Here is a 20,122-nt window from a genome sequence, read left to right as displayed (position 1 = left end):
GATCGATGACGGTCGCGATTGAAAACACCACCACCACAATTCACGGCGACCGGGTGTCGCTGCTTCGGGTGCTTGGCCCGGCCCATGTCTGGGCACTCGGCGTCGGCATCGTTCTGGTCGGCGAGTTCACCGGCTGGAATTTCTCGGCCGACAAGGGCGGCGCGCTGGCTGCCCTGATCGTGTGCTGGGTCGTCGGGCTGCTCTACACCTCGGTGGCCATGATCGATTCCGAGGTAACGTCGACAGTGGCCGCCGCCGGCGGCCAGTATGCGCAGGCCAAGCACATTGTCGGGCCGCTGATGGCGTTCAACGTCGCGCTGTTCCTGGTCTTTGCCTATACGATGCTGGAAGTGTCCGACGCCATCCTGCTCGGCGACACCATCGTCGCCAAGGCAGGTGTAGAAGGGCTAACCCACAATTCCTTCATCGCCGCCACCATCGTGGTGCTGGCCTGGCTCAACTATCGCGGCGTGCTGATGACGCTCAACGTCAACTTCGTCATCACGGCCATCGCCTATGTCTCGATCGTCGTCCTGTTCTTCTCGGTCAGCCCGTGGACGCAAGGCGCGGTGCTGAAGCTCAACGAACTGGTCACCCCAGGCAACGCGCTGCCCTATGGCTGGATCGGCGTCATCGCCGCCTTCCAGTTCGGCATCTGGTATTATCTCGGCATCGAAGGAACCACCCAGGCCGCCGAGGAAGTGCGCTCGCCGGCACGCTCCCTGCCCTACGGCACCATGGCCGGCATGATCACGCTTCTGATCGCCGCCGCCATGACCTGGTATGTCTGCGCCTCGCTTATGCCTTGGGAATATCTCGGCATCACCTATTATCCGCTGTGGGACGCCGGCAAACTGACCGGCAGCCCGCTGCTCGAGAACCTCCTGTTCATAGCGACGCTGCTCGCCGCGCTTGCCTCGGCCAATGGTTGCATCAACGACGCGGCGCGCGCCTGGTTCTCGCTCGGCCGCGACCGCTATCTGCCGAGCTGGTTTTCGGCGGTGCATCCGAAATACCGCACGCCCTATCGCTCGATCCTGTTCCTGCTGCCGATCGCGCTGGCCTTCGCCTTCATCGCCGATCTCAACCAGGCGATCACCTTCTCTATCCTGTCGGGCGTGCTGCAGTACACCTTCATGAGCATCAACATCATGATGTTCAGGAAGAAGTGGCCGCTGGGCTCGATCCGCCGCGGCTACACGCATCCCTTCCATCCGCTGCCGGCAATCGTCCTGTTCTGCCTGTGCGTGGTGACCTTCTTCGCCATCTTCCTCGGCTTCGGCTCTCAGTTGATCGCCATGGTCGCCTTCTATTTCCTGATTTCGCTGTGGTTCCATTTCTATCGCTACAAATTCGTGCGGCGTGGGGACCAGTTCACCATGCCGTGGCCGAAACCGCAGGGCTATTGATGGGAGTAGGCCCGTCCTGGATCTGGACGGGCCTTGCACGATAAAATGTCCGACGTGACATCAGCACTGCTTGCCGGGGCAATTGTCCTGGCTCTCGTCCTTCACCTTGCGTGGCAGGCACGCCGCAGCCGCGACAGGGCCTCGGCATCGCTCGCGGCCGACGAGGCGGGCATTCGCGCGATTGTCGCGGATGCAGAGAATGTCTCGGACGGCACCGCCGGCGTCATCACCTGGGAAGGATCGTGGAACGGCCAACGTGTGCAGGTGCGCACCATCGTCGACACGCTGGCGACGCGGAAACTGCCGGCGCGCTGGCTTAGCGTATCGATCACCGAGAAGGTCTCGGTACCCGCCATCTTCGATATGATGATGCGGCCGGGCTCGCCGACCACGTTCTCCAATTTCGACCATCTCCAGCATACGTTGCCGAAGGCGCCCGGTTTTCCGGCCGAGGCGGTGCTGCGGACAGACCGCAGGGGCACACGGTTCCCGCAGGGCATCATCGCCGACCATATGGAGCCGTTTTCAGAAGGCCGCGCCAAGGAGCTGCTGATCACGCCGAACGGAGTGCGCATCGTGTGGCTGCTGGCCGAGGCCGAGCGGGCACGCTACGGTGTCTTCCGGCAAGCCGCGTTCGGAGACACACGGATCGATTCTGCGCTGATCGAGCGGTTGCTCGTATCACTCTCGGATCTGCGCGACGCCATCAACGGAAGCGAACGGCAGGCCGCATGAGCACTTCAAACACTTCGCCGCCGCCGGTGAGCCCCTATCTCGTCCTCGGCGCCGCAATCGTGCTGCCGGCAAGCGGTCATGTCATTCTGGGCGTCCCTGTGCGCGGACTGCAATTTCTTTTCTTCATGGTCATCCTGGCCTGGGTGACCGCCAAGATTTCGCCGCCGGACGCCAGCTTCGTCGGCCGTCACGCCGGCGGCTTCCTGATCTATGCGCTGTCGATCCTCGACGCCTACAAGATCGCCCGCATCCGTACCGCCAAGTGGGCTCACAATGCCCGGCCGGAAGGAAACGATACACAGAGCGGCATTGAGCCGCATACGTAACCAGAGGAAAATTTCTTTCATGCCATTGAATTCGAGGATTTCATTCGATACATCATCTTAGTCACAAACGTCGGGAGGCTGACATGTGCGGAATCGTTGGACTTTTCCTGAAGGACAAGGCGCTGGAGCCGAAGCTCGGCGCGATGCTGTCGGAGATGCTGGTATCGCTCAGCGATCGCGGCCCTGACAGTGCCGGCATCGCCATCTATGGCGCGACATCCGGCAACGAGGCCAAGATCACCATCCAGTCGCCGAAGCCGGAGCGCGATTTCCGCGGCCTGGACGCCGAACTCGCGAAGGCCGTCGGAGCGCCGGTGAGCATTGCGGTGAAATCGACCCACGCAGTGGTCAGGACCACGCCGGACAAGGTCGACGTGGCGCGTGAAGCCCTCCAGTCGCTCAGGCCCGACATCCGCATCATGGGCGCCGGCGAAGCGGTGGAAATCTACAAGGAAGTCGGCCTGCCCGAAGCCGTCGTCGATCGCTTCGACGTGCGCAAGATGACCGGCACGCATGGCATCGGTCATACCCGCATGGCGACGGAATCGGCAGTGACGACGATGGGTGCGCATCCTTTCTCGACCGGTGCCGACCAATGTCTTGTGCACAATGGTTCATTGTCGAACCACAACAATGTCCGCCGCGAATTGATCCGCGAAGGCATGAAATTCGAGACCGAGAACGATACCGAAGTGGCGGCCGCTTACCTTTCCTCGCAAATGGCGCATGGCAAGAACCTCGGCGAGGCACTGGAAGGCACGCTGTCCGACCTCGACGGCTTCTTCACCTTCGTCGTCGGCACCAAGAATGGTTTTGGCGTGGTGCGCGATCCGATTGCCTGCAAGCCTGCCGTGATGGCCGAGACCGACCAGTATGTCGCCTTCGGCTCGGAATATCGCGCGCTGACCAAACTGCCCGGTATAGACAATGCGAGGGTCTGGGAACCGGAGCCCGCAACCGTGTATTTCTGGGAGCATTGAGTTCATGCCGGCAACCTCCAAGGCAACGCGCGACAGCCATGCGCGCGTCTTCGACCTCGACATCCTGTCGCTGCGCGAACTCAATCAAGCGCTCCACAATCTGGCTCCGGGTTCGAACGAGACGGCGTGGGAAGTGCTCAACCCGAAAGGGAGCCATTCGGTCGCCGTCGGTGTCGACCACCCTGTCAGCATCGATGTGCGCGGCAGCGTCGGCTATTACTGCGGCGGCATGAACTCCGGCAGCGCCATCACCGTGCACGGCTCGGCCGGCCCGGGCGTTGGCGAGAACATGATGTCGGGTTCCATCGTCATCAAGGGCGATGCCAGCCAGTATGCAGGCGCCACCGGCAAGGGCGGGCTGCTGGTCATCGAAGGCAATGCCTCGTCGCGCTGCGGCATCTCGATGAAGGGCATCGACATCGTCGTGCATGGCAATATCGGCCATATGTCGGCCTTCATGGCGCAATCCGGCAACCTCGTTGTTCTGGGCGATGCCGGCGATGCACTGGGCGATTCCATCTACGAGGCGCGGCTCTTCGTGCGCGGCAAGGTCGATAGTCTTGGTGCAGACTGTATCGCCAAGGAGATGCGGCCCGAGCATCTGGAACTGCTGCAGGATCTGCTCGACCGCGCCGGCGTGACCGGCGTCAAGCCGTCGGAGTTCAAGCGCTACGGCTCGGCGCGCACGCTCTACAATTTCAATATCGACAACGCCGACGCGTATTGAGGCAGCATGACCTATCGCAACCCGCCGACGACGCCGCGCAAATCCGCGACCTTCGACGACTACACGCTCTCCGAAATCCGCCGCGCCGCGGCGACCGGCATCTACGACATCAGAGGTGCCGGCGCCAAGCGCAAGCTGCCGCATTTCGATGACCTTCTGTTCCTCGGCGCTTCGATCTCGCGCTACCCGCTGGAAGGCTACCGCGAGCGCTGCGACACATCCGTGGTGCTCGGTTCGCGCCACGCCAAGAAGCCTATCGAACTGAAGATCCCGATCACCATTGCCGGCATGAGCTTCGGCTCGCTGTCCGGTCCCGCCAAGGAAGCGCTCGGGCGCGGCGCGACGCTGTCGGGCACCTCGACCACGACCGGCGATGGCGGCATGACAGAGGAAGAGCGCGGCCATTCCAAGCAACTGGTCTATCAGTACTTGCCCTCGCGTTACGGCATGAACCTGCGCGACCTGCGCCGCGCCGATGCGATCGAAGTGGTCGTCGGCCAGGGCGCCAAGCCCGGCGGTGGCGGCATGCTGCTCGGCCAGAAGATTTCCGACCGTGTCGCCGAAATGCGCACGCTGCCCAAAGGCATCGACCAGCGCTCGGCCTCGCGCCACCCCGACTGGACCGGTCCGGACGATCTCGAGATCAAGATCCTCGAACTGCGCGAAATCACCGACTGGGAAAAACCGATCTACGTCAAGGTCGGCGGCGCCCGGCCCTACTACGACACAGCGCTTGCGGTGAAGGCCGGCGCCGACGTCGTCGTGGTCGACGGCATGCAGGGCGGAACGGCGGCGACGCAGGAAGTGTTCATCGAGAATGTCGGCCAGCCGACGCTCGCCTGCATCAGGCCGGCGGTGCAGGCGCTGCAGGATCTCGGCATGCACCGCAAGGTGCAGCTCATCGTCTCAGGCGGCATCCGCAACGGCGCCGATGTGGCCAAGGCGCTGGCGCTCGGCGTCGACGCCGTGTCGATCGGCACCGCGGCACTCGTGGCGCTCGGTGACAACGATCCCCGCTGGGAGGCGGAGTACAACGAACTCGGCACCACATCGGGCGCCTATGACGACTGGCATGAGGGCAAGGACCCTGCCGGCATCACCACGCAGGACCCCGAACTGATGAAGCGGGTCGACCCCGTGGCCGCCGGGCGCCGGTTGGCGAACTACTTGAAGGTGATGACGCTGGAGGCGCAGACCATCGCCCGCGCCTGCGGCAAGAACAGCCTGCACAATCTCGAACCCGAGGACCTCGTCGCATTGACGATCGAGGCTGCCGCCATGGCCGGCGTGCCGCTGGCCGGCACCAACTGGATACCGGGGAAGAACGGCTTCTAGAACACATCCAAAGACATAAGCGAGGAAATATAATGGGGAACGATCTCGCCGATTTCGCCAAGAAGAACGGCGTCAAATATTTCATGATTTCCTACACTGACCTGTTCAGTGGCCAGCGTGCCAAGCTGGTACCGGCGCAAGCCATCGCCGACATGCAGAAGGACGGTGCCGGCTTTGCCGGGTTCGCCACCTGGCTCGATCTCACGCCGGCGCATCCCGACATGCTGGCGGTGCCGGATCCGGACTCGGTCATCCAGTTGCCATGGAAACCGGAAGTCGCCTGGGTCGCCGCCAACTGCATCATGGACGACAAGGAGGTCGACCAGGCGCCGCGCAACACACTGAAGCGGCTGATCGCGGAGGCAGCCGCCGACGGCATGCATGTCAAGACCGGCGTCGAGGCCGAGTTCTTCCTGATCTCGCCGGACGGCAAGACGATCTCTGATGAATACGACACGGCATCGAAGCCTTGCTACGACCAGCAGGCGGTGATGCGCCGTTACGACGTCATCGCCGAGATCTGCGACCACATGCTGGCGCTCGGCTGGGGCGCTTACCAGAACGACCACGAGGACGCCAACGGCCAATTCGAGATGAACTGGGCGTTCGACGATGCGTTGCCGACCGCGGACAAGCATTCCTTCTTCAAGTTCATGGTCAAGTCGATCGCGGAAAAACATGGGCTGCGCGCCACCTTCATGCCCAAACCGTTCCAGGGCCTGACCGGCAATGGCTGCCATGCCCACATCTCTGTCTGGGACAAGTCGGGCAAGACCAATGTCTTCGCCGACAATTCGATGGAACTCGGTCTTTCCGCCAAGGGCAAGAACTTCCTTGGCGGCATCATGAAGCACGCTTCGGCGCTCGCCGCGATCACCAACCCGACGGTCAATTCCTATAAGCGCATCAACGCGCCGCGCACCATTTCGGGCGCGACCTGGGCGCCGAACACGGTGACCTGGACCGGCAACAACCGCACCCACATGGTGCGCGTGCCCGGCCCCGGCCGCTTCGAATTGCGCCTGCCGGATGGCGCTGCCAACCCCTATCTCCTGCAGGCGGTCATCATCGCCGCCGGCCTCGACGGCATCCGTTCGAAGGCCGATCCGGGCAAGCGCTACGACATCGACATGTACCAGCACGGCCACACGGTGAAGGGCGCGCCTAAGCTGCCGCTCAACCTGCTCGATGCGTTGCGCGAGTTCGACAAGGACAAATCGCTCAAGGCGGCGCTGGGTGAGGAATTCTCGTCGGCTTATCTAAAGCTGAAGCACCAGGAATGGAATTCCTATGCTTCCCACTTCACGCAATGGGAGCGCGACCACACGCTGGACATCTGAGCACCAGCAGTGCGAGCGACCTCGGAATGACCTGATGAAATATTCGATCTTCTCGCTCGCACGTGCGGCTCTATCCGGCCACAAGAACTGGCGGCGCACCTGGCGCGACGCCAGCCCGAAAGACCACTACGACGTGGTGATCATCGGCGGCGGCGGCCATGGGCTTGCCACCGCCTGGTTTCTTGCCAGCGAGTACGGCGTCAGAAACGTCGCCGTGCTGGAAAAGGGCTGGATCGGCTCCGGCAATGCCGGCCGCAACACCACCATCATCCGATCCAATTACGGCCTGCCCGGCAATACCGGCTTCTACGAATTGTCGATGAAGCTTTGGGAACGGATGGAGCAGGACCTCAACTACAACGCCATGGTCAGCCAGCGCGGCGTTCTCAATCTCTATCATTCCGACGCGCAGCGCGACGCCTATGCGCGACGCGGCAACACCATGCGCATCAACGGCATCGATGCCGAACTGCTCGACCAGGCAGCACTGAAGAAGATGCTGCCGTTCCTGAATTTCGACCATGCGCGTTTCCCGGTGCAAGGCGGGCTCTTGCAGCGGCGCGGCGGCACGGCGCGGCACGACGCGGTGGTTTGGGGCTACGCCCACGCTGCCAGCGAACTCGGCGTCGACATCATCCAGAATTGCGAAGTCACGGGCTTTGTCAGGGACACCAACGGCAAGGTGACTGGCGTCGAGACCTCGCGCGGCAGGATCGGCGCCGGCAAGGTCGGCATGGCGGTGGCCGGATCCTCATCGCGCGTCGCGGCGATGGCTGGCCTGCGGCTACCGATCGAAAGTCATGTGCTGCAGGCCTTCGTCTCGGAGGCGATCAAGCCGCTCATTCCCGGCGTCATGACGTTTGGCGCCGGCCATTTCTATGTCAGCCAGTCCGACAAGGGCGGGCTGGTCTTCGGCGGCGACATCGACGGCTACAATTCCTATGCCCAGCGCGGCAACATGCCTGTCATGGAAGATGTCTGCGAAGGCGGCATGGCGCTGATGCCGATGATAGGCCGCGTGCGCCTGTTGCGCCAATGGGGCGGCATCATGGATATGTCGATGGACGGCTCGCCGATCATCGACAAGACACCGGTCGACGGGCTCTACCTCAATGCCGGCTGGTGCTATGGCGGCTTCAAGGCGACACCCGGCTCAGGCTTCGTCTTCGCCCATCTGCTTGCTCGGGACGAATCGCATGCCGAGGCCGCGCGCTTCCGGCTCGACCGGTTCCGGTCTGGTGCTGTCATCGACGAGAAGGGCCAGGGCGCCCAACCGAACCTGCACTGAGGACAGTCGAAAAACATGCGTATTGTCTGTCCCTTCTGCGGTGAACGCGAGCTCGGCGAGTTCACCTATCTCGGCGACGCCAGGCCGGTGCGGCCAGCACCTGGGGCATCGGAAGACGAGGTCTACGATTACGTCTATCTGCGCGACAACATCGCCGGCGTAATGGATGAGAACTGGTATCATGGCGGCGGCTGCCGGGCCTGGCTGAAGGTCACCCGCAACACGCTGACGCACGAGATTTCGGCGGTTGAACCGGCGGCGGGTGCCGGCGCGAGGCAGGTTGTGAAATGAATTATTTTCGCCAGGTCAGCGCCGCCCCTCACCTGCCTGTCCTCTCCCCGTGTAGAGACGGGGAGAGGGGGGCTGGCCGCGACCTCCGCGCCCTTTTGGGAACGTCGATGATCGGCGAAATCTTCGACGACAGCTTCCTTCTCCCCGTCACTATACGGGGAGAAGTGCCCGGCAGGGCGATGAGGGGCGGCGCGACGCTCCCGCATGAGGGTCAAGCATCGTGACTTCCTTCCAATCCCATCGCCTGACATCAGGCGGCCTGATCGACCGCTCGGCGCCGCTCAGCTTCCGCTTCGACGGCAAGACTTTCTCAGGCTTCCAGGGCGACACGCTTGCCTCGGCACTGGTTGCCAACGGCGTGAAGCTGGTTGGCCGCTCGTTCAAGTACCATCGCCCGCGCGGCATCCTGACCGCGGGATCGGAAGAACCTAACGCGCTGGTGGAACTGCGCAGCGGTGCACGGCGCGAGCCGAACACCAAGGCGACGACAGCGGAGCTCTATGAAGGGCTCGACGCCGCCAGCCAGAACCGCTGGCCGTCGCTCGCCTTCGACGTGATGTCGGTCAACCAGCTGTTCGCGCCGATCTTCGTCGCCGGCTTCTACTACAAGACCTTCATGTGGCCGGCGAAGTTCTGGGAAGCGATCTATGAGCCGGCGATCCGCCGCGCCGCGGGTCTCGGCCGTGCAGCCGGCATTGCCGACCCGGATCATTACGACAAGGCCTGGGCGCATTGCGACGTGCTGATCGCCGGGTCTGGCCCGACGGGCCTCGCAGCCGCCCTCGCGGCAGGCCGCGGCGGCGCTCGCGTCATCCTGTGCGAAGAGGATTTTGTTCCCGGCGGACGTCTGCTTGCCGATGGCGGCACGATCGACGGCATGGCTGCCGACGAATGGATCGCGCGCACGCTCAGTGAGCTTGCCGCCATGCCTGCTGTCCGCATCATGACGCGCACTACGCTGTTCGGCGTCTATGATGGCGGCACCTATGGCGCGATCGAGCGCGTCAGCGACCATCTACCCTCGCCGCCGGAGCACCAGGTGCGCCAGCGACTATGGCGGATCGTGGCCAAGCGCTGCGTCGTCGCGGCAGGCGCGCTCGAACGGCCAATCGTCTTTGCCGGCAACGACACGCCGGGCGTGATGATGGCGTCCGCCGTGCGCAGCTATATCGCACGTTATGCCGCGGCACCGGCCAGGCGCATCGCGCTGTTCACCAACAATGAGGACGGCTGGCGCACCGTCGAGGCAGCGCTCGGGGCCGGACTGCAGGTCGCCGCCGTGATCGACGCGCGCGCGGAAATCTCGTCCGAGCACCGCTCGCTTGCCAGCAAGGGCGGCTTTGCGGTTCTGCATGGCTCCGTCAGCGGCATCGATGGCGGCAAGAATGGCGTGCGCAAGATTTCCGTCTCACTCACCGGCGGCGCGCGGGCCGAAGTGGAAGCCGACGGGCTTGCCGTTTCCGGCGGCTGGAACCCGGCGGTCGGGCTCACCTCCTATCATCGCGGCCGGCCGAAATGGCGCGACGATATCGCCGCCTTCGTGCCCGACGGCGCGCCTCCGGGAATGGTCGCGGCTGGTGCCGCCGACGGCGCCTTCGGGCTTGGCGCCTGCTTGCGCGATGGATTTGCGGCGGGCGAGGCCGCGGCACGTGATGCTGGACACGGCAAAGGTTCAGGCTCCACGCCGGTGGCCGACGACGAAGCCTTTTCGCTGACGCCGCTTTGGCACGTCGCCGGCAAGGGCAAGGCTTTCGTCGACCAGCAGCATGATGTCACCGCATCGGATATCGAGCTGGCACAGCGCGAAGGTTTCGAATCGGTCGAGCACCTAAAGCGCTACACCACGCTCGGCATGGCGACCGACCAGGGCAAGACCTCGAACGTCGCCGGCCTTGCCATCATGGCGGCGGTCACGGGCAAATCCATTCCCGAGACCGGCACGACAATCTACCGGCCTCCCTATGTGCCGGTCGCCATCGGCGCCTTCGCCGGCCATCATCGTGACGAGAATTTTCACGCCACGCGGCTGACGCCGTCGCATCACTGGGCCGCCGAACAGGGCGCGATCTTCGTCGACACCGGCCTGTGGAAGCGCGCGCAATGGTATCCGCGCGCCGGCGAGAAGGACTGGCTGGAATCGGTGACCCGCGAGGTCAAGGCGGTGCGCTCAGGCGTCGGCTTCTGCGATGTCTCGACGCTGGGCAAGATCGACGTGCATGGCGCGGACGCCGGCACCTTCCTCGACCGTGTCTACATCAACACCTTCTCCAGTCTTGCGGTGGGAAAAGCGCGCTACGGGCTGATGCTGCGCGAGGACGGCATCGTCTATGACGACGGCACCACGTCGCGGCTGGCCGAGGACCACTATTTCCTCACCACCACCACGGCCAAGGCCGGCCTGGTGATGCAGCATCTCGAATTCTGCCGGCAGGTGCTGTTTCCGGAACTCGATGTGCAGTTAACCTCGGTCTCTGACCAGTGGGCGCAATTTTCGATTGCCGGCCCCAAAACCCGCGACCTGTTGAAAGAGATCGTCGATCCTTCGGAAGACCTTTCCAACGGAGGGTTTCCCTTCATGGGCGCGCGCGAAGTCGCGTTGCGCGGCAGCGTCAGGGCGCGGCTGTTCCGCATTTCGTTCTCGGGCGAAATGGCGTTCGAGATTTCGGTGCCGGCGCGCTACGGCGAGGCGATGGCGCGCAATCTGATGATTGCGGGCAAGCCGTTCGGCGTGACGCCTTACGGCACCGAGGCACTCGGCGTCATGCGCATCGAAAAGGGTCACGTCGCGGGTCCGGAACTCAGCGGCACGACCACCGCGGCCGACCTCGGCCTCGGCAAGATGATGTCGACCAAGAAGGATTTCATCGGCCGCGTCATGGCCGGACGCGAGGCGCTGATCGCAGCGGATCGTCAGGTCGTCGTCGGCATCAAGCCGACCGACAAGGCCCGGCGCCTGCGTTCCGGCGCGCACATCATTCCGAAGGGGCAGACACCCGGGCCCGACAACGACCAGGGCTACGTCACCTCGGTCTGCTTCTCGCCGACATCAGACCAATGGATCGGGCTTGCACTTGTCGAACGCGGCCGCGAGCGGTTCGGCGAGATCGTGCATGCGCACGATCCTCTACGCGGCGAGGATTACGATTTGGAACTGTGCAACCCCGTCTTCTATGACCCGGATGGAGGGCGCCAGCGTGGCTGAGTTTGCCTGGGAAACCCGCAGCCCTCTCCACCGCGCACTCGTCGCCGGTCCACATGGCGCGCGGGGCGACGCCGGCGTGACCCTGAGCGAGATCCGCAATTTCGACCTCGTCCAGGTGATGGCGCGGCGCGGCAAGACGGCCGAGATGGCGAGCGCCGCGAACGCGCATTTCGGCGTGGCGGTCCCGGAAACGCCGAAGACGGCTGCAGCAGTCGAAGCAACGCTCATCTGGTCGGGACCGGATCAGTTCTTCGTGCTGTCGAAGGGCAGGCACACAGTGGAGTCGCTGGCCCTGGTTTTCGCGACCTCGGCTTCGCTATCGGACCAGTCACATGCGCGGGTGTTGATCAGCATTTCCGGCAACAAGGCGCGCGCCCTGCTCGCCAAGCTGTCGTCGATCGATCTGTATCCGGCGGCGTTCCCGGTCGGAGCCGCGGCAACCACCTCGATGGATCACACCAGCGTCACGCTGTGGCGCGGCAATGATGCGCCGGACGGACAGGCTGTTTTCACCGCTCTGGTGTTTTCGACCTTCGCCGAAAGCCTGTGGCACACGATGCTGGACTCGGCTGCCGAGTATGGTGTCGAGATCGGGCATTCGGAGGACTTGGCGTAGCACTGCGCTTCTTCCCCGCCTTGCCAAACTCCGCTCCGCTGCTATTCTTGCTGCTAAAATAATTTCACGCACAGGCAAACTTGTTTCTCGAACCGCAAGGCTGAGATGAGCCAGTCGCCCTACCCCACCGTGACAGCCGGACCGCCCAGGCCAAGCCTGATCCTGCGGCCCGGCCAGATCTCGCTGCCGGCCGGCATGGAGCGCTATACCGTACAGGGGAACGGCGCGGTGCTGATCGAGGTCGAGGCCGGCGATACGATCACCGTTCGCAACGCCGAGGGTGGCCAGGCCTGCGAGTTGCTGGCCTGGGACAGGTCAGGCGCCAGTGATCCCGGCATTCTCGGTGAAAAATCCAACAGCAATGCCGCCGGCATCAAGGCGCTGCTCACCGAGGGCGACGACAGTCTTTCGGCTGTGCGCCGCGGCCTCGAACGTCGCCAGGTTCAGCTTGGGCAGGCCGAGGCGGTGCGCGTGTTTGGCGGCACCACACCAGCCGGTACCGAGCAGGCATTCACCGTCGCGCGCGACGGTGCGATGCTGATCGCCGCACCCGGCGGTCCGATGCTGGTCGATGGGCACGACACAGCGACGCCGCTCAGCGTCGTCGTGCGGCGCAACACGATCCGCCTGAAAACAAAGTCCCGGCTTGCCGATCCATTGGCCGATCCGGTGCTCGACCTGCGCGTCCATTCGGCGACGGCGGGATCGTATTTCGTCAAGGCGGGCGACTATCTGCAGATCATCGATGTCGACGGGCGCCAGTGCACCGACTTCCAGTGTTTCTCGGCGCGCAAGCTTGACAAGGGGCTCGACCATCCGCTCGACGTCACGACGACACGCACGCTGATGGGCGCGAGCTATCCGATGCCTGGCCTGCATTCGAAATATTACGATCAGGACATGGAACCGCTGGTTGAGGTGGTGCAGGACACATGCGGCCGGCACGATGCCTTCGCGCTCGCCTGCGCGGCGAAATATTACGACGACATCGGCTATCCCGGCCACATCAACTGCTCGGAGAACTTTAATCGCGCGCTGGACGGCAAGGGCGTCAATCCCCGCGCCGGCTGGATGGCGATCAACTTCTTCTTCAACACGGCGATCGACGCCCATGGTGTCATGGTGTCGGACGAGCCATGGTCGCGGGCCGGCGACTATGTTCTGCTCAGAGCGCTGACCGACATCGTCTGCGTCTCGTCCGCCTGCCCCGACGACACGACGCCGGCCAATGGCTGGGACCTGACCGACATCCACGTGCGGACCTATTCCGGCCAGCACAAATTCTCGCGAGCGATCGCCAGACGCATGACGCCCGATTCGGAACCGAAAATGACCCGCGAGACAGCTTTCCATTCGAGCTTTGCCAAACACACGCGCGACTTCGTCGAGTACAGGGGCTATTGGCTGGCCAATTCGTTCGCCCGGGGAGGCGCCATCGCCGAATACTGGGCCTGCCGGCAGGATGCCGTGATCATGGACCTGTCGCCGCTGCGCAAGTTCGAAGTGACCGGCCCGGATGCCGAAGCGCTGCTGCAATATACGCTGACGCGTGACGTCAAGAAGCTCGGCGTCGGCCAGGTCGTCTACTCCGCCATGTGCTACGAGCATGGCGGCATGATCGACGACGGCACGCTTCTGCGGCTAGGCAAGGACAATTTCCGCTGGATTGGCGGCGACGATCTGTCCGGCGAATGGCTGCGCGAGACGGCGACAAAGCTCGGCCTCAATGTGCTGGTGCGCTCGTCCACCGATCAGATGCACAACATCGCCGTGCAAGGGCCAAAGAGCCGCGCCATCCTGAAGGAGGTGATCTGGACCTCGCCGCTGCAGCCGTCGATGGAGGAACTCGAATGGTTTCGCTTCGCCGTCGCCAGGATCGGCGGCGGCAACGGCATCCCCGTCGTCGTTTCACGCACCGGCTATACCGGCGAACTCGGCTACGAGATCTGGTGCCATCCGCGCGACGCGCAAAAGGTTTTCGACGCGATCTGGGAGGCCGGACAGCCGCATGGGCTGAAGCCGATGGGCTTGCAGGCGCTCGACATGGTGCGCATCGAGGCGGGACTGATCTTCGCCGGTTACGAATTTTCCGACCAGACCGACCCCTTCGAGGCCGGTATCGGCTTCACCGTGCCGCTGAAGAGCAAGACCGACGATTTCATCGGCCGCGAGGCGCTGATCGGGCGCAAGGATCATCCGCAGACGAAACTGGTCGGCCTCGACGTCGACAGCAATGTCGCCGTCGGCCACGGCGACTGCGTCCATGTCGGCCGCGCCCAGATCGGCGTCGTCACGTCGGGCATGCGTTCGCCGGTGCTGAGCAAGAACATCGCGCTGGCGCGGCTCGACGTCACTCATGCCGCTATCGGCGCGGAGGTCGAGATCGGCAAACTCGACGGCCATGCCAAGCGGCTGCCGGCTCGGGTCGTGGCCCTTGCCCACTACGATCCGCAAAAAACCAAACCACGTTCCTGACCTGCCCTTTTGGGCTAGCAAAGCGCCCGCCGGCCGCACCTCCGGACGCTTTGCCGTTCCCGCGCGCAAGCGTGATGTGCATGGTTTCACAAATCGCTTGACGTGACAGCGCGCCGGATCAATCTTCACTCTTAAGAAAAAAATACGACTGAGTGGAAACACCGCGGCCGGAACGATCATTTGCCGGGGAGTAAGTTTCGCGTAGCCGAGGCACCACTGGCGGGGAACATCGAAAAAGGGGAACTTATCCACATGAGCACAATAAGTACGGTCCTGGACCAGCCTGCCGAAAGCAAGCTGCTCAGGCATATCGACTGGCGCGGCGCCTTCTGGGTGGCGAGCGGCGTTCCGGCGCTGGTCCTGTTCTCGATCGGCGGCATTGCCGGCACGACGGGAAAGCTGGCGTTCCTGATCTGGACGGTGTCCATGATCATGGGCTTCCTGCAATCCTTCACCTATGCCGAGATCGCCGGCCTGTTCCCGAACAAGTCCGGCGGTGCCTCGATCTACGGCGCCACCGCCTGGCTGCGCTACTCCAAGTTCATCGCGCCGCTGTCGGTGTGGTGCAACTGGTTCGCCTGGTCGCCGGTGCTGTCGCTGGGCTGCTCGATCGCCGCCGCCTATATCCTCAATGCGCTGGCGCCGGTGCCGCTGTTCACCGAGGCCTCGCCCGATGTCGTCGCCTACATCGCCGCGCATGCCGGAACGGCGCCTGCCGACGCCATTACCGCGGTAACCGCCGCCGCGACGCCGGCGATCCGCAACTGGACGCTGTGGAGCCACACGCTAGGCCCGGTGTCATTCACGCTCAATGCGACCTTCTTCATCGGCGCGGTGCTGATGCTTATCATCTTCTCGATCCAGCACCGCGGCATCCTGGGCACTGCCAGCGTGCAGAAATATATCGGACTGCTGGTCATCATCCCGATGCTGATCGTCGGCGTGGTGCCGATCTTCACCGGCCAGATCGACTGGTCGAACTTTTCGCCGCTGGTGCCGCTCGCCGCCGCCTATGCACCTGAGCCCGGCTCCTGGAACATCGCCGGCTGGACATTGGCGCTCGGCGGCATGTTCATCGCCGCATGGTCGACCTATGGGTTCGAAACCGCCGTCTGCTACACGTCGGAGTTCAAGAACCCGGGTACCGACACGTTCAAGGCCATCTTCTATTCCGGCCTGCTCTGCATGCTTTTGTTCATCCTGGTGCCCTTCACCTTCCAGGGCGTGCTGGGCTTGAACGGCATGTTGGCAACACCGATCGTCGACGGCTCCGGCGTGGCCGATGCGCTGGCCGGCATGGTCGGCGGCGGCAGGCTTATCCACAGCCTGCTGGTGATGCTGATGATCCTGGCGCTGGTGCTGTGCATCATGACGGCGATGGCCGGCTCGTCGCGCACGCTCTACCAGGGCTCGGTCGACGGCTGGCTGCCCCGTTATCTCAGCCACGTCAACGAGCACGGCGCGCCGACGCGGGCCATGTGGACCGATCTGTGCTTCAATCTGGTCGTGCTGGCGATCGCCTCGGCCGACGCGACGAGCTTCTTCTTCATCCTCGCCGTGTCGAACTGCGGTTACATCATCTTCAACTTCCTCAACCTCAATGCCGGCTGGATCCACCGCATCGACAACGGCCATATCGCACGGCCATGGAAAGCACCGAGCTGGCTCTTGGGGATCGGAGCGATCTTCGCCTACGTCAACGCGATCTTCATGGGCGCAGGCGCCAAGGTGTGGAACCCGATGGCGCTGTGGGCTGGACTGATCACGGCGGCGCTGATCATCCCGGTGTTCTGCTTCCGCCACTACATCCAGGATGGCGGAAAGTTCCCCGACCATATGCTGGCCGATCTCGGCATGACGGGAGCCGACCTTTCGGTCAAGAAGGCGGGCATGCTGCCCTATCTGACGCTGGTTGCCGGCGTGGCGGTCATGCTCATCGCCAATTGGGTATTCGTCATCTGATGGTCTGACCGCGGCCCAAGCCACCGCAGCAAGGGAAACCGGCCGGTCGCAAATCGACCGGCCGGTTTTTATTCCGCCGCCAACGGCAGTTGCGGCCGTTCGATGCGTTCGATCTCTCCTTGATCCGGCGCCTGCTCGTCGGTCTTCGCCTTCTTCGGCTCGCGGCCGAAGAAGAGCGCATAGCCCGCCGGCAGCACCAGGATGGTGAGCACGGTGGCGACCAGAATGCCGCCCATCATGGCATAGGCGAGCGGTCCCCAGAACACGCCGCGCGAGATCGGGATCAGTGCCAGCACCGCCGTCATCGCCGTCAGCACGATCGGCCTGAAGCGGCGCACGGCCGAGCCGACGATCGCTTCGGAACGGTCCATGCCCTTGGCAATGTCCTGGTCGATCTGGTCGACCAAGATGATCGAGTTACGCATGATGATGCCAAGCAGGGCGATGACACCGAGGATGGCGACGAAGCCGAACGGTGCACCGCTGATCAGCAGAGCCGCGGCCGCACCGATGATGCCGAGCGGGCCGGTAGCCAGCACCAGCATCGCCTTGCCGAAATTCTGCAGCTGGATCATCAGGAGCACGACGATGACGGCCAGCATGATCGGCGCCTTGGCGGCGATCGAAGCCTGGCTTTCGGCCGAATCCTCGGCCCCGCCTTGGATCTCGATCTTGTACCCGGGCGCCAGGCCATCACGCAGGCCCTGCATGTCCTTGTACATCTTGGTGACGACATCGTTTGACTGCACGCCGTCTGGCAAGGTGGCGCGCACGCTGATCGTCGGCAGGCGGTCGCGGCGCCACTCGATGCCTTGCTCCAGCACAGGCACCACCTTGGCCACCTGCGACAGCGGCACGAAGCCGCCGAAATCGGTCGGGATATAGACCGAGTCCACCGAGGACAGCAGGCTGCGGCTGGCATCCGGCTCGCGGGCGACGATCGACACCGTCTCCTCGCCGTCGCGGAAATCGTCGAGCGGCGCGCCGGACATCGTCGCCTGCAGCATCTGGCGGATGCGCTGCGAGGTGACGCCGAGCGCACGGGCGCGGTCCTGATCGATGACCAGCTTCATCGCCGGAACGGGCTCCAGCCAGTCGTCATGGACGGCGCCGAGCAGGGGATCCTGCCGGAACTTCGCCTTCACTTGGTCGGCGATGCGGCGCACCTCCTGGCGGTCCGGACCCATGACGCGCATCTGCACGGGCCAGCCGGTCGGCGGTCCGAGGAACAGGCGGTCGACCTTGGCACGGATCGAGGGGAAGTCCTGAGCCAGAACCGTGCGCAGCTTGACGATCAGCCGCTCGCGCGCCGGCTCGTCATTGGCCATGACTAGCATCTGGGCGAAGTTCGGGTTGCGCAGTTGCTGGTCGAGCGGCAGGAAGAAGCGCGGGGCGCCCTCGCCGATATAGGTGGCGATGAAACGCTTGTCCTTGTCGTCCATCATCTTGGCTTCCAGGGCCTTGGCCTGCGCCTCGACCTCCTTGATGCTGGTGCCTTCCGGCAGCCAGAGGTCGACGAGAATTTCGGGCCGCGACGATTGCGGGAAGAAATTCTGCGGGATGAACTGGAACGCCCAAAGGCTGGTGCCGAAGGTCGCCAGCGTCATCACCAAAACGATGATGCGATGGCGCACGGCCCAGCTGACCGTGGCGCGCAGCCGACGATAGAAGCCTGTATCGAAGGCGTCGTGATGGCTGCCGGCATGCTTGCGCTGCTTCAGGATCATATAGCCGAGCCAGGGCGTGAAATAGACCGCCACGAACCACGACACGATCAGCGCGATGCCGACGACATAGAACAAGGTGCGCACATATTCGCCAGCCGTCGAAGCAGCGAACCCGACCGGTATGAAGCCGGCGGTGGTGATCAGTGTGCCGGTCAACATCGGGAAGGCGGTCGATGAATAGGCGAAGCTCGCCGCCTCGATCTTGACCAGCCCCTCCTCGAGCTTGCGCTCCATCATCTCGACGACGATCATGGCATCGTCGACAAGCAGGCCGAGCGCGATGATCAGAGCGCCCAGCGAAATGCGCTGCAGGTCGATGCCGATCTCGTACATGATGGCGAAGGTGGCGGCGAGCACCAGCGGTATGGCGATGGCGATGACCAGCCCCGAGCGCCAGCCGATCGACAGGAACGAGACGACGAGCACGATCAGCAGCGCTTCGCCGAGCGCATGCATGAATTCGCTGACGGCGTCCGTGACGACGCCCGGCTGGTCGGAAATCTGGTCGACCGAAACGCCATAGGGCAGCGCCTCCTCGAAGCGCTTGTAGGTCGCCTCGACATCCTTGCCGACATCGGTGACTTTAAAACCCTTGGCCATGACCACGCCAAGCTGCACGCTGTCGTGGCCATTGAAGCGGTATTTGCGCTGGAAGGGGTCCTCCAGGCCCGAAGTGACGGTGGCGATGTCACCCAGCCGGGTAACCTGGCCGCCGGCGCGCAGGCGCAGTTCGCGGATGTCGGCCGCCTTGGCGACGTCGCCTTCAACCGAGATGCGCACCGAATTGACGCCGGTATCGACTGAACCCGAGGGGTCGACATTGTTCTGGCCCTTGATCGCGTTCTGCAGGTCGGTCAGCGTCAGGCCGCGTTCGGCCAGCGCCTTGGACGAGACATCGATATAGAGCTTTTCCGGTTGGTCGCCGATGATGACGGCCTTTTCGACGCCGGGCGTCGTCAAAAGCATATCGCGCGCCTGGATGGCGAACTTCTTCAATTCGGGAAAGGAGAAGCCGTCCCCGCTGATCGAATGCAGGGTGATAAACGTGTCGCCGAACTCGTCGTTGAAATACGGGCCGAGCAGGCCCTGCGGCAGATCCCCCTGGATATCGCCGACCTTCTTGCGCACCTGGTAGAAAGCATCCGTCACTTCGGCGGCGTTGGTGTCACCCTTGATCTGGACGGTGATGATGGCGCTGCCGGCGCGGGTGAAGGAACGCACGAAATCGAGATGCGGCGTCTCCTGCAATTTGCGCTCGATCTTGTTGACGACCTGGTCCTCCATCTCCTGGATCGAGGAGCCCGGCCAGATCGCCTGCACGACCATGACGCGGAAGGTGAAGTCGGGATCCTCCTTCTGGCCCATGCGCATCAAGCCGAGCGCGCCGGCGATGATGATCAGCCCGAACAGGAACCGTGCGATGGAGGGATGGCCGATGGCCCAACGCGACAGGTTGAAGGGCCGCTTTTCTTCAGTGGGGGTCGTCATCGGTGGTGGTCCACTTTGCTTGGGTGCCGGCGCTTCGAAAAGGGGCTTCTAGGAAGCGCGGCGCACGGAACGAATCATCTGCGTTCGATACTGGCTTCCGGGCGGCGTTGCTCTCGAGCGGAGAGACACTCATCGCGGTGGGACGCGAGGATCGATGCGGGGGGTACATCGGCCTTGACGTCTCGACCTTCGGGCACGCCGCCCGGAAACCCGCGGCCGCG

At 63.7% G+C, this 20,122-nt stretch carries 14 protein-coding genes; 13 read left to right on the top strand and 1 reads right to left on the bottom strand.

The features are described from left to right. The first annotated feature begins 5 nt into the window (after positions 1–5). The 13 genes from AC3CB8_RS13985 (at position 6) to AC3CB8_RS13925 (ending at position 16,686) form a co-directional block, all read left to right on the top strand. Positions 6–1,409 (top strand): APC family permease, encoded by a 1,404-nt coding sequence (locus AC3CB8_RS13985; RefSeq protein WP_031240484.1) that lies wholly within the window; start codon positions 6–8, stop codon positions 1,407–1,409. 45 nt (positions 1,410–1,454) lie between these two features. Further along, entirely contained in the window at positions 1,455–2,144 is a 690-nt protein-coding gene (locus AC3CB8_RS13980; protein WP_352562999.1) for a hypothetical protein, read from the top strand. Beyond that, a complete protein-coding gene (locus AC3CB8_RS13975; RefSeq protein ID WP_023771059.1) occupies positions 2,141–2,470 on the top strand; it encodes a hypothetical protein in 330 nt (109 codons plus the stop codon). Before AC3CB8_RS13980 ends, AC3CB8_RS13975 begins: the two co-directional genes overlap by 4 nt. Positions 2,471–2,553: 83 nt before the next feature. Then, positions 2,554–3,450, top strand: coding sequence for a class II glutamine amidotransferase (locus tag AC3CB8_RS13970; RefSeq protein ID WP_352562998.1), 897 nt, complete (start codon positions 2,554–2,556; stop codon positions 3,448–3,450). Positions 3,451–3,454: 4 nt separating this feature from the next. After that, positions 3,455–4,177 carry a GltB/FmdC/FwdC-like GXGXG domain-containing protein gene (locus AC3CB8_RS13965; protein ID WP_023771061.1) on the top strand — a complete coding sequence of 241 codons (723 nt, stop codon included), beginning with the start codon at positions 3,455–3,457 and terminating at the stop codon, positions 4,175–4,177. A gap of 6 nt (positions 4,178–4,183) precedes the next feature. Next, complete coding sequence (locus AC3CB8_RS13960) at positions 4,184–5,512, top strand: FMN-binding glutamate synthase family protein (protein ID WP_015318914.1); 1,329 nt, start codon at positions 4,184–4,186, stop codon at positions 5,510–5,512. A 32-nt stretch (positions 5,513–5,544) separates the two neighbouring features. Continuing rightward, positions 5,545–6,852: a type III glutamate--ammonia ligase gene (glnT, locus tag AC3CB8_RS13955; RefSeq protein WP_023771062.1), complete on the top strand. Its 1,308-nt coding sequence runs from the start codon at positions 5,545–5,547 to the stop codon at positions 6,850–6,852. Between the two features lie 34 nt (positions 6,853–6,886). Continuing rightward, positions 6,887–8,140 (top strand): sarcosine oxidase subunit beta family protein, encoded by a 1,254-nt coding sequence (locus AC3CB8_RS13950; protein WP_352562997.1) that lies wholly within the window; start codon positions 6,887–6,889, stop codon positions 8,138–8,140. 15 nt (positions 8,141–8,155) lie between these two features. Beyond that, on the top strand, positions 8,156–8,431 hold the full coding sequence (locus tag AC3CB8_RS13945; RefSeq protein ID WP_023771064.1) for a sarcosine oxidase subunit delta: 276 nt from the start codon (positions 8,156–8,158) through the stop codon (positions 8,429–8,431). 220 nt (positions 8,432–8,651) lie between these two features. Further along, complete coding sequence (locus tag AC3CB8_RS13940) at positions 8,652–11,633, top strand: sarcosine oxidase subunit alpha (RefSeq protein ID WP_352562996.1); 2,982 nt, start codon at positions 8,652–8,654, stop codon at positions 11,631–11,633. Next, positions 11,626–12,249: a sarcosine oxidase subunit gamma gene (locus AC3CB8_RS13935; RefSeq protein WP_023771067.1), complete on the top strand. Its 624-nt coding sequence runs from the start codon at positions 11,626–11,628 to the stop codon at positions 12,247–12,249. Before AC3CB8_RS13940 ends, AC3CB8_RS13935 begins: the two co-directional genes overlap by 8 nt. A gap of 105 nt (positions 12,250–12,354) precedes the next feature. Next, positions 12,355–14,724: a trimethylamine N-oxide demethylase gene (locus tag AC3CB8_RS13930; protein WP_352562995.1), complete on the top strand. Its 2,370-nt coding sequence runs from the start codon at positions 12,355–12,357 to the stop codon at positions 14,722–14,724. Positions 14,725–14,976: 252 nt separating this feature from the next. Continuing rightward, positions 14,977–16,686, top strand: a complete 1,710-nt coding sequence (locus AC3CB8_RS13925) for a trimethylamine N-oxide permease (protein ID WP_023771069.1) — start codon at positions 14,977–14,979, stop codon at positions 16,684–16,686. Positions 16,687–16,754: 68 nt separating this feature from the next. Here the strand turns inward: AC3CB8_RS13925 and AC3CB8_RS13920 are convergent, their stop codons facing one another. Beyond that, a complete protein-coding gene (locus AC3CB8_RS13920; protein WP_023794626.1) occupies positions 16,755–19,901 on the bottom strand; it encodes an efflux RND transporter permease subunit in 3,147 nt (1,048 codons plus the stop codon). Positions 19,902–20,122 lie beyond the last annotated feature (221 nt).

It is taken from the genome of Mesorhizobium sp. P160927 (assembly GCF_057766385.1).
Note: the sequence above shows the minus strand (reverse complement) of the source record. Positions and strands in the feature narration are given on the sequence as shown.

Excerpts from the sequence above, each read along its gene's own strand:
- AC3CB8_RS13985 (WP_031240484.1), top strand. The coding sequence starts at position 6 with ATGACGGTCGCGATTGAAAACACCACCACCACAATTCACGGCGACCGG.
- AC3CB8_RS13980 (WP_352562999.1), top strand. The coding sequence starts at position 1,455 with ATGTCCGACGTGACATCAGCACTGCTTGCCGGGGCAATTGTCCTGGCT.
- AC3CB8_RS13975 (WP_023771059.1), top strand. The coding sequence starts at position 2,141 with ATGAGCACTTCAAACACTTCGCCGCCGCCGGTGAGCCCCTATCTCGTC.
- AC3CB8_RS13970 (WP_352562998.1), top strand. The coding sequence starts at position 2,554 with ATGTGCGGAATCGTTGGACTTTTCCTGAAGGACAAGGCGCTGGAGCCG.
- AC3CB8_RS13965 (WP_023771061.1), top strand. The coding sequence starts at position 3,455 with ATGCCGGCAACCTCCAAGGCAACGCGCGACAGCCATGCGCGCGTCTTC.
- AC3CB8_RS13960 (WP_015318914.1), top strand. The coding sequence starts at position 4,184 with ATGACCTATCGCAACCCGCCGACGACGCCGCGCAAATCCGCGACCTTC.
- glnT (WP_023771062.1), top strand. The coding sequence starts at position 5,545 with ATGGGGAACGATCTCGCCGATTTCGCCAAGAAGAACGGCGTCAAATAT.
- AC3CB8_RS13950 (WP_352562997.1), top strand. The coding sequence starts at position 6,887 with ATGAAATATTCGATCTTCTCGCTCGCACGTGCGGCTCTATCCGGCCAC.
- AC3CB8_RS13945 (WP_023771064.1), top strand. The coding sequence starts at position 8,156 with ATGCGTATTGTCTGTCCCTTCTGCGGTGAACGCGAGCTCGGCGAGTTC.
- AC3CB8_RS13930 (WP_352562995.1), top strand. The coding sequence starts at position 12,355 with ATGAGCCAGTCGCCCTACCCCACCGTGACAGCCGGACCGCCCAGGCCA.
- AC3CB8_RS13925 (WP_023771069.1), top strand. The coding sequence starts at position 14,977 with ATGAGCACAATAAGTACGGTCCTGGACCAGCCTGCCGAAAGCAAGCTG.
- AC3CB8_RS13920 (WP_023794626.1), bottom strand. The coding sequence starts at position 19,901 with ATGACGACCCCCACTGAAGAAAAGCGGCCCTTCAACCTGTCGCGTTGG.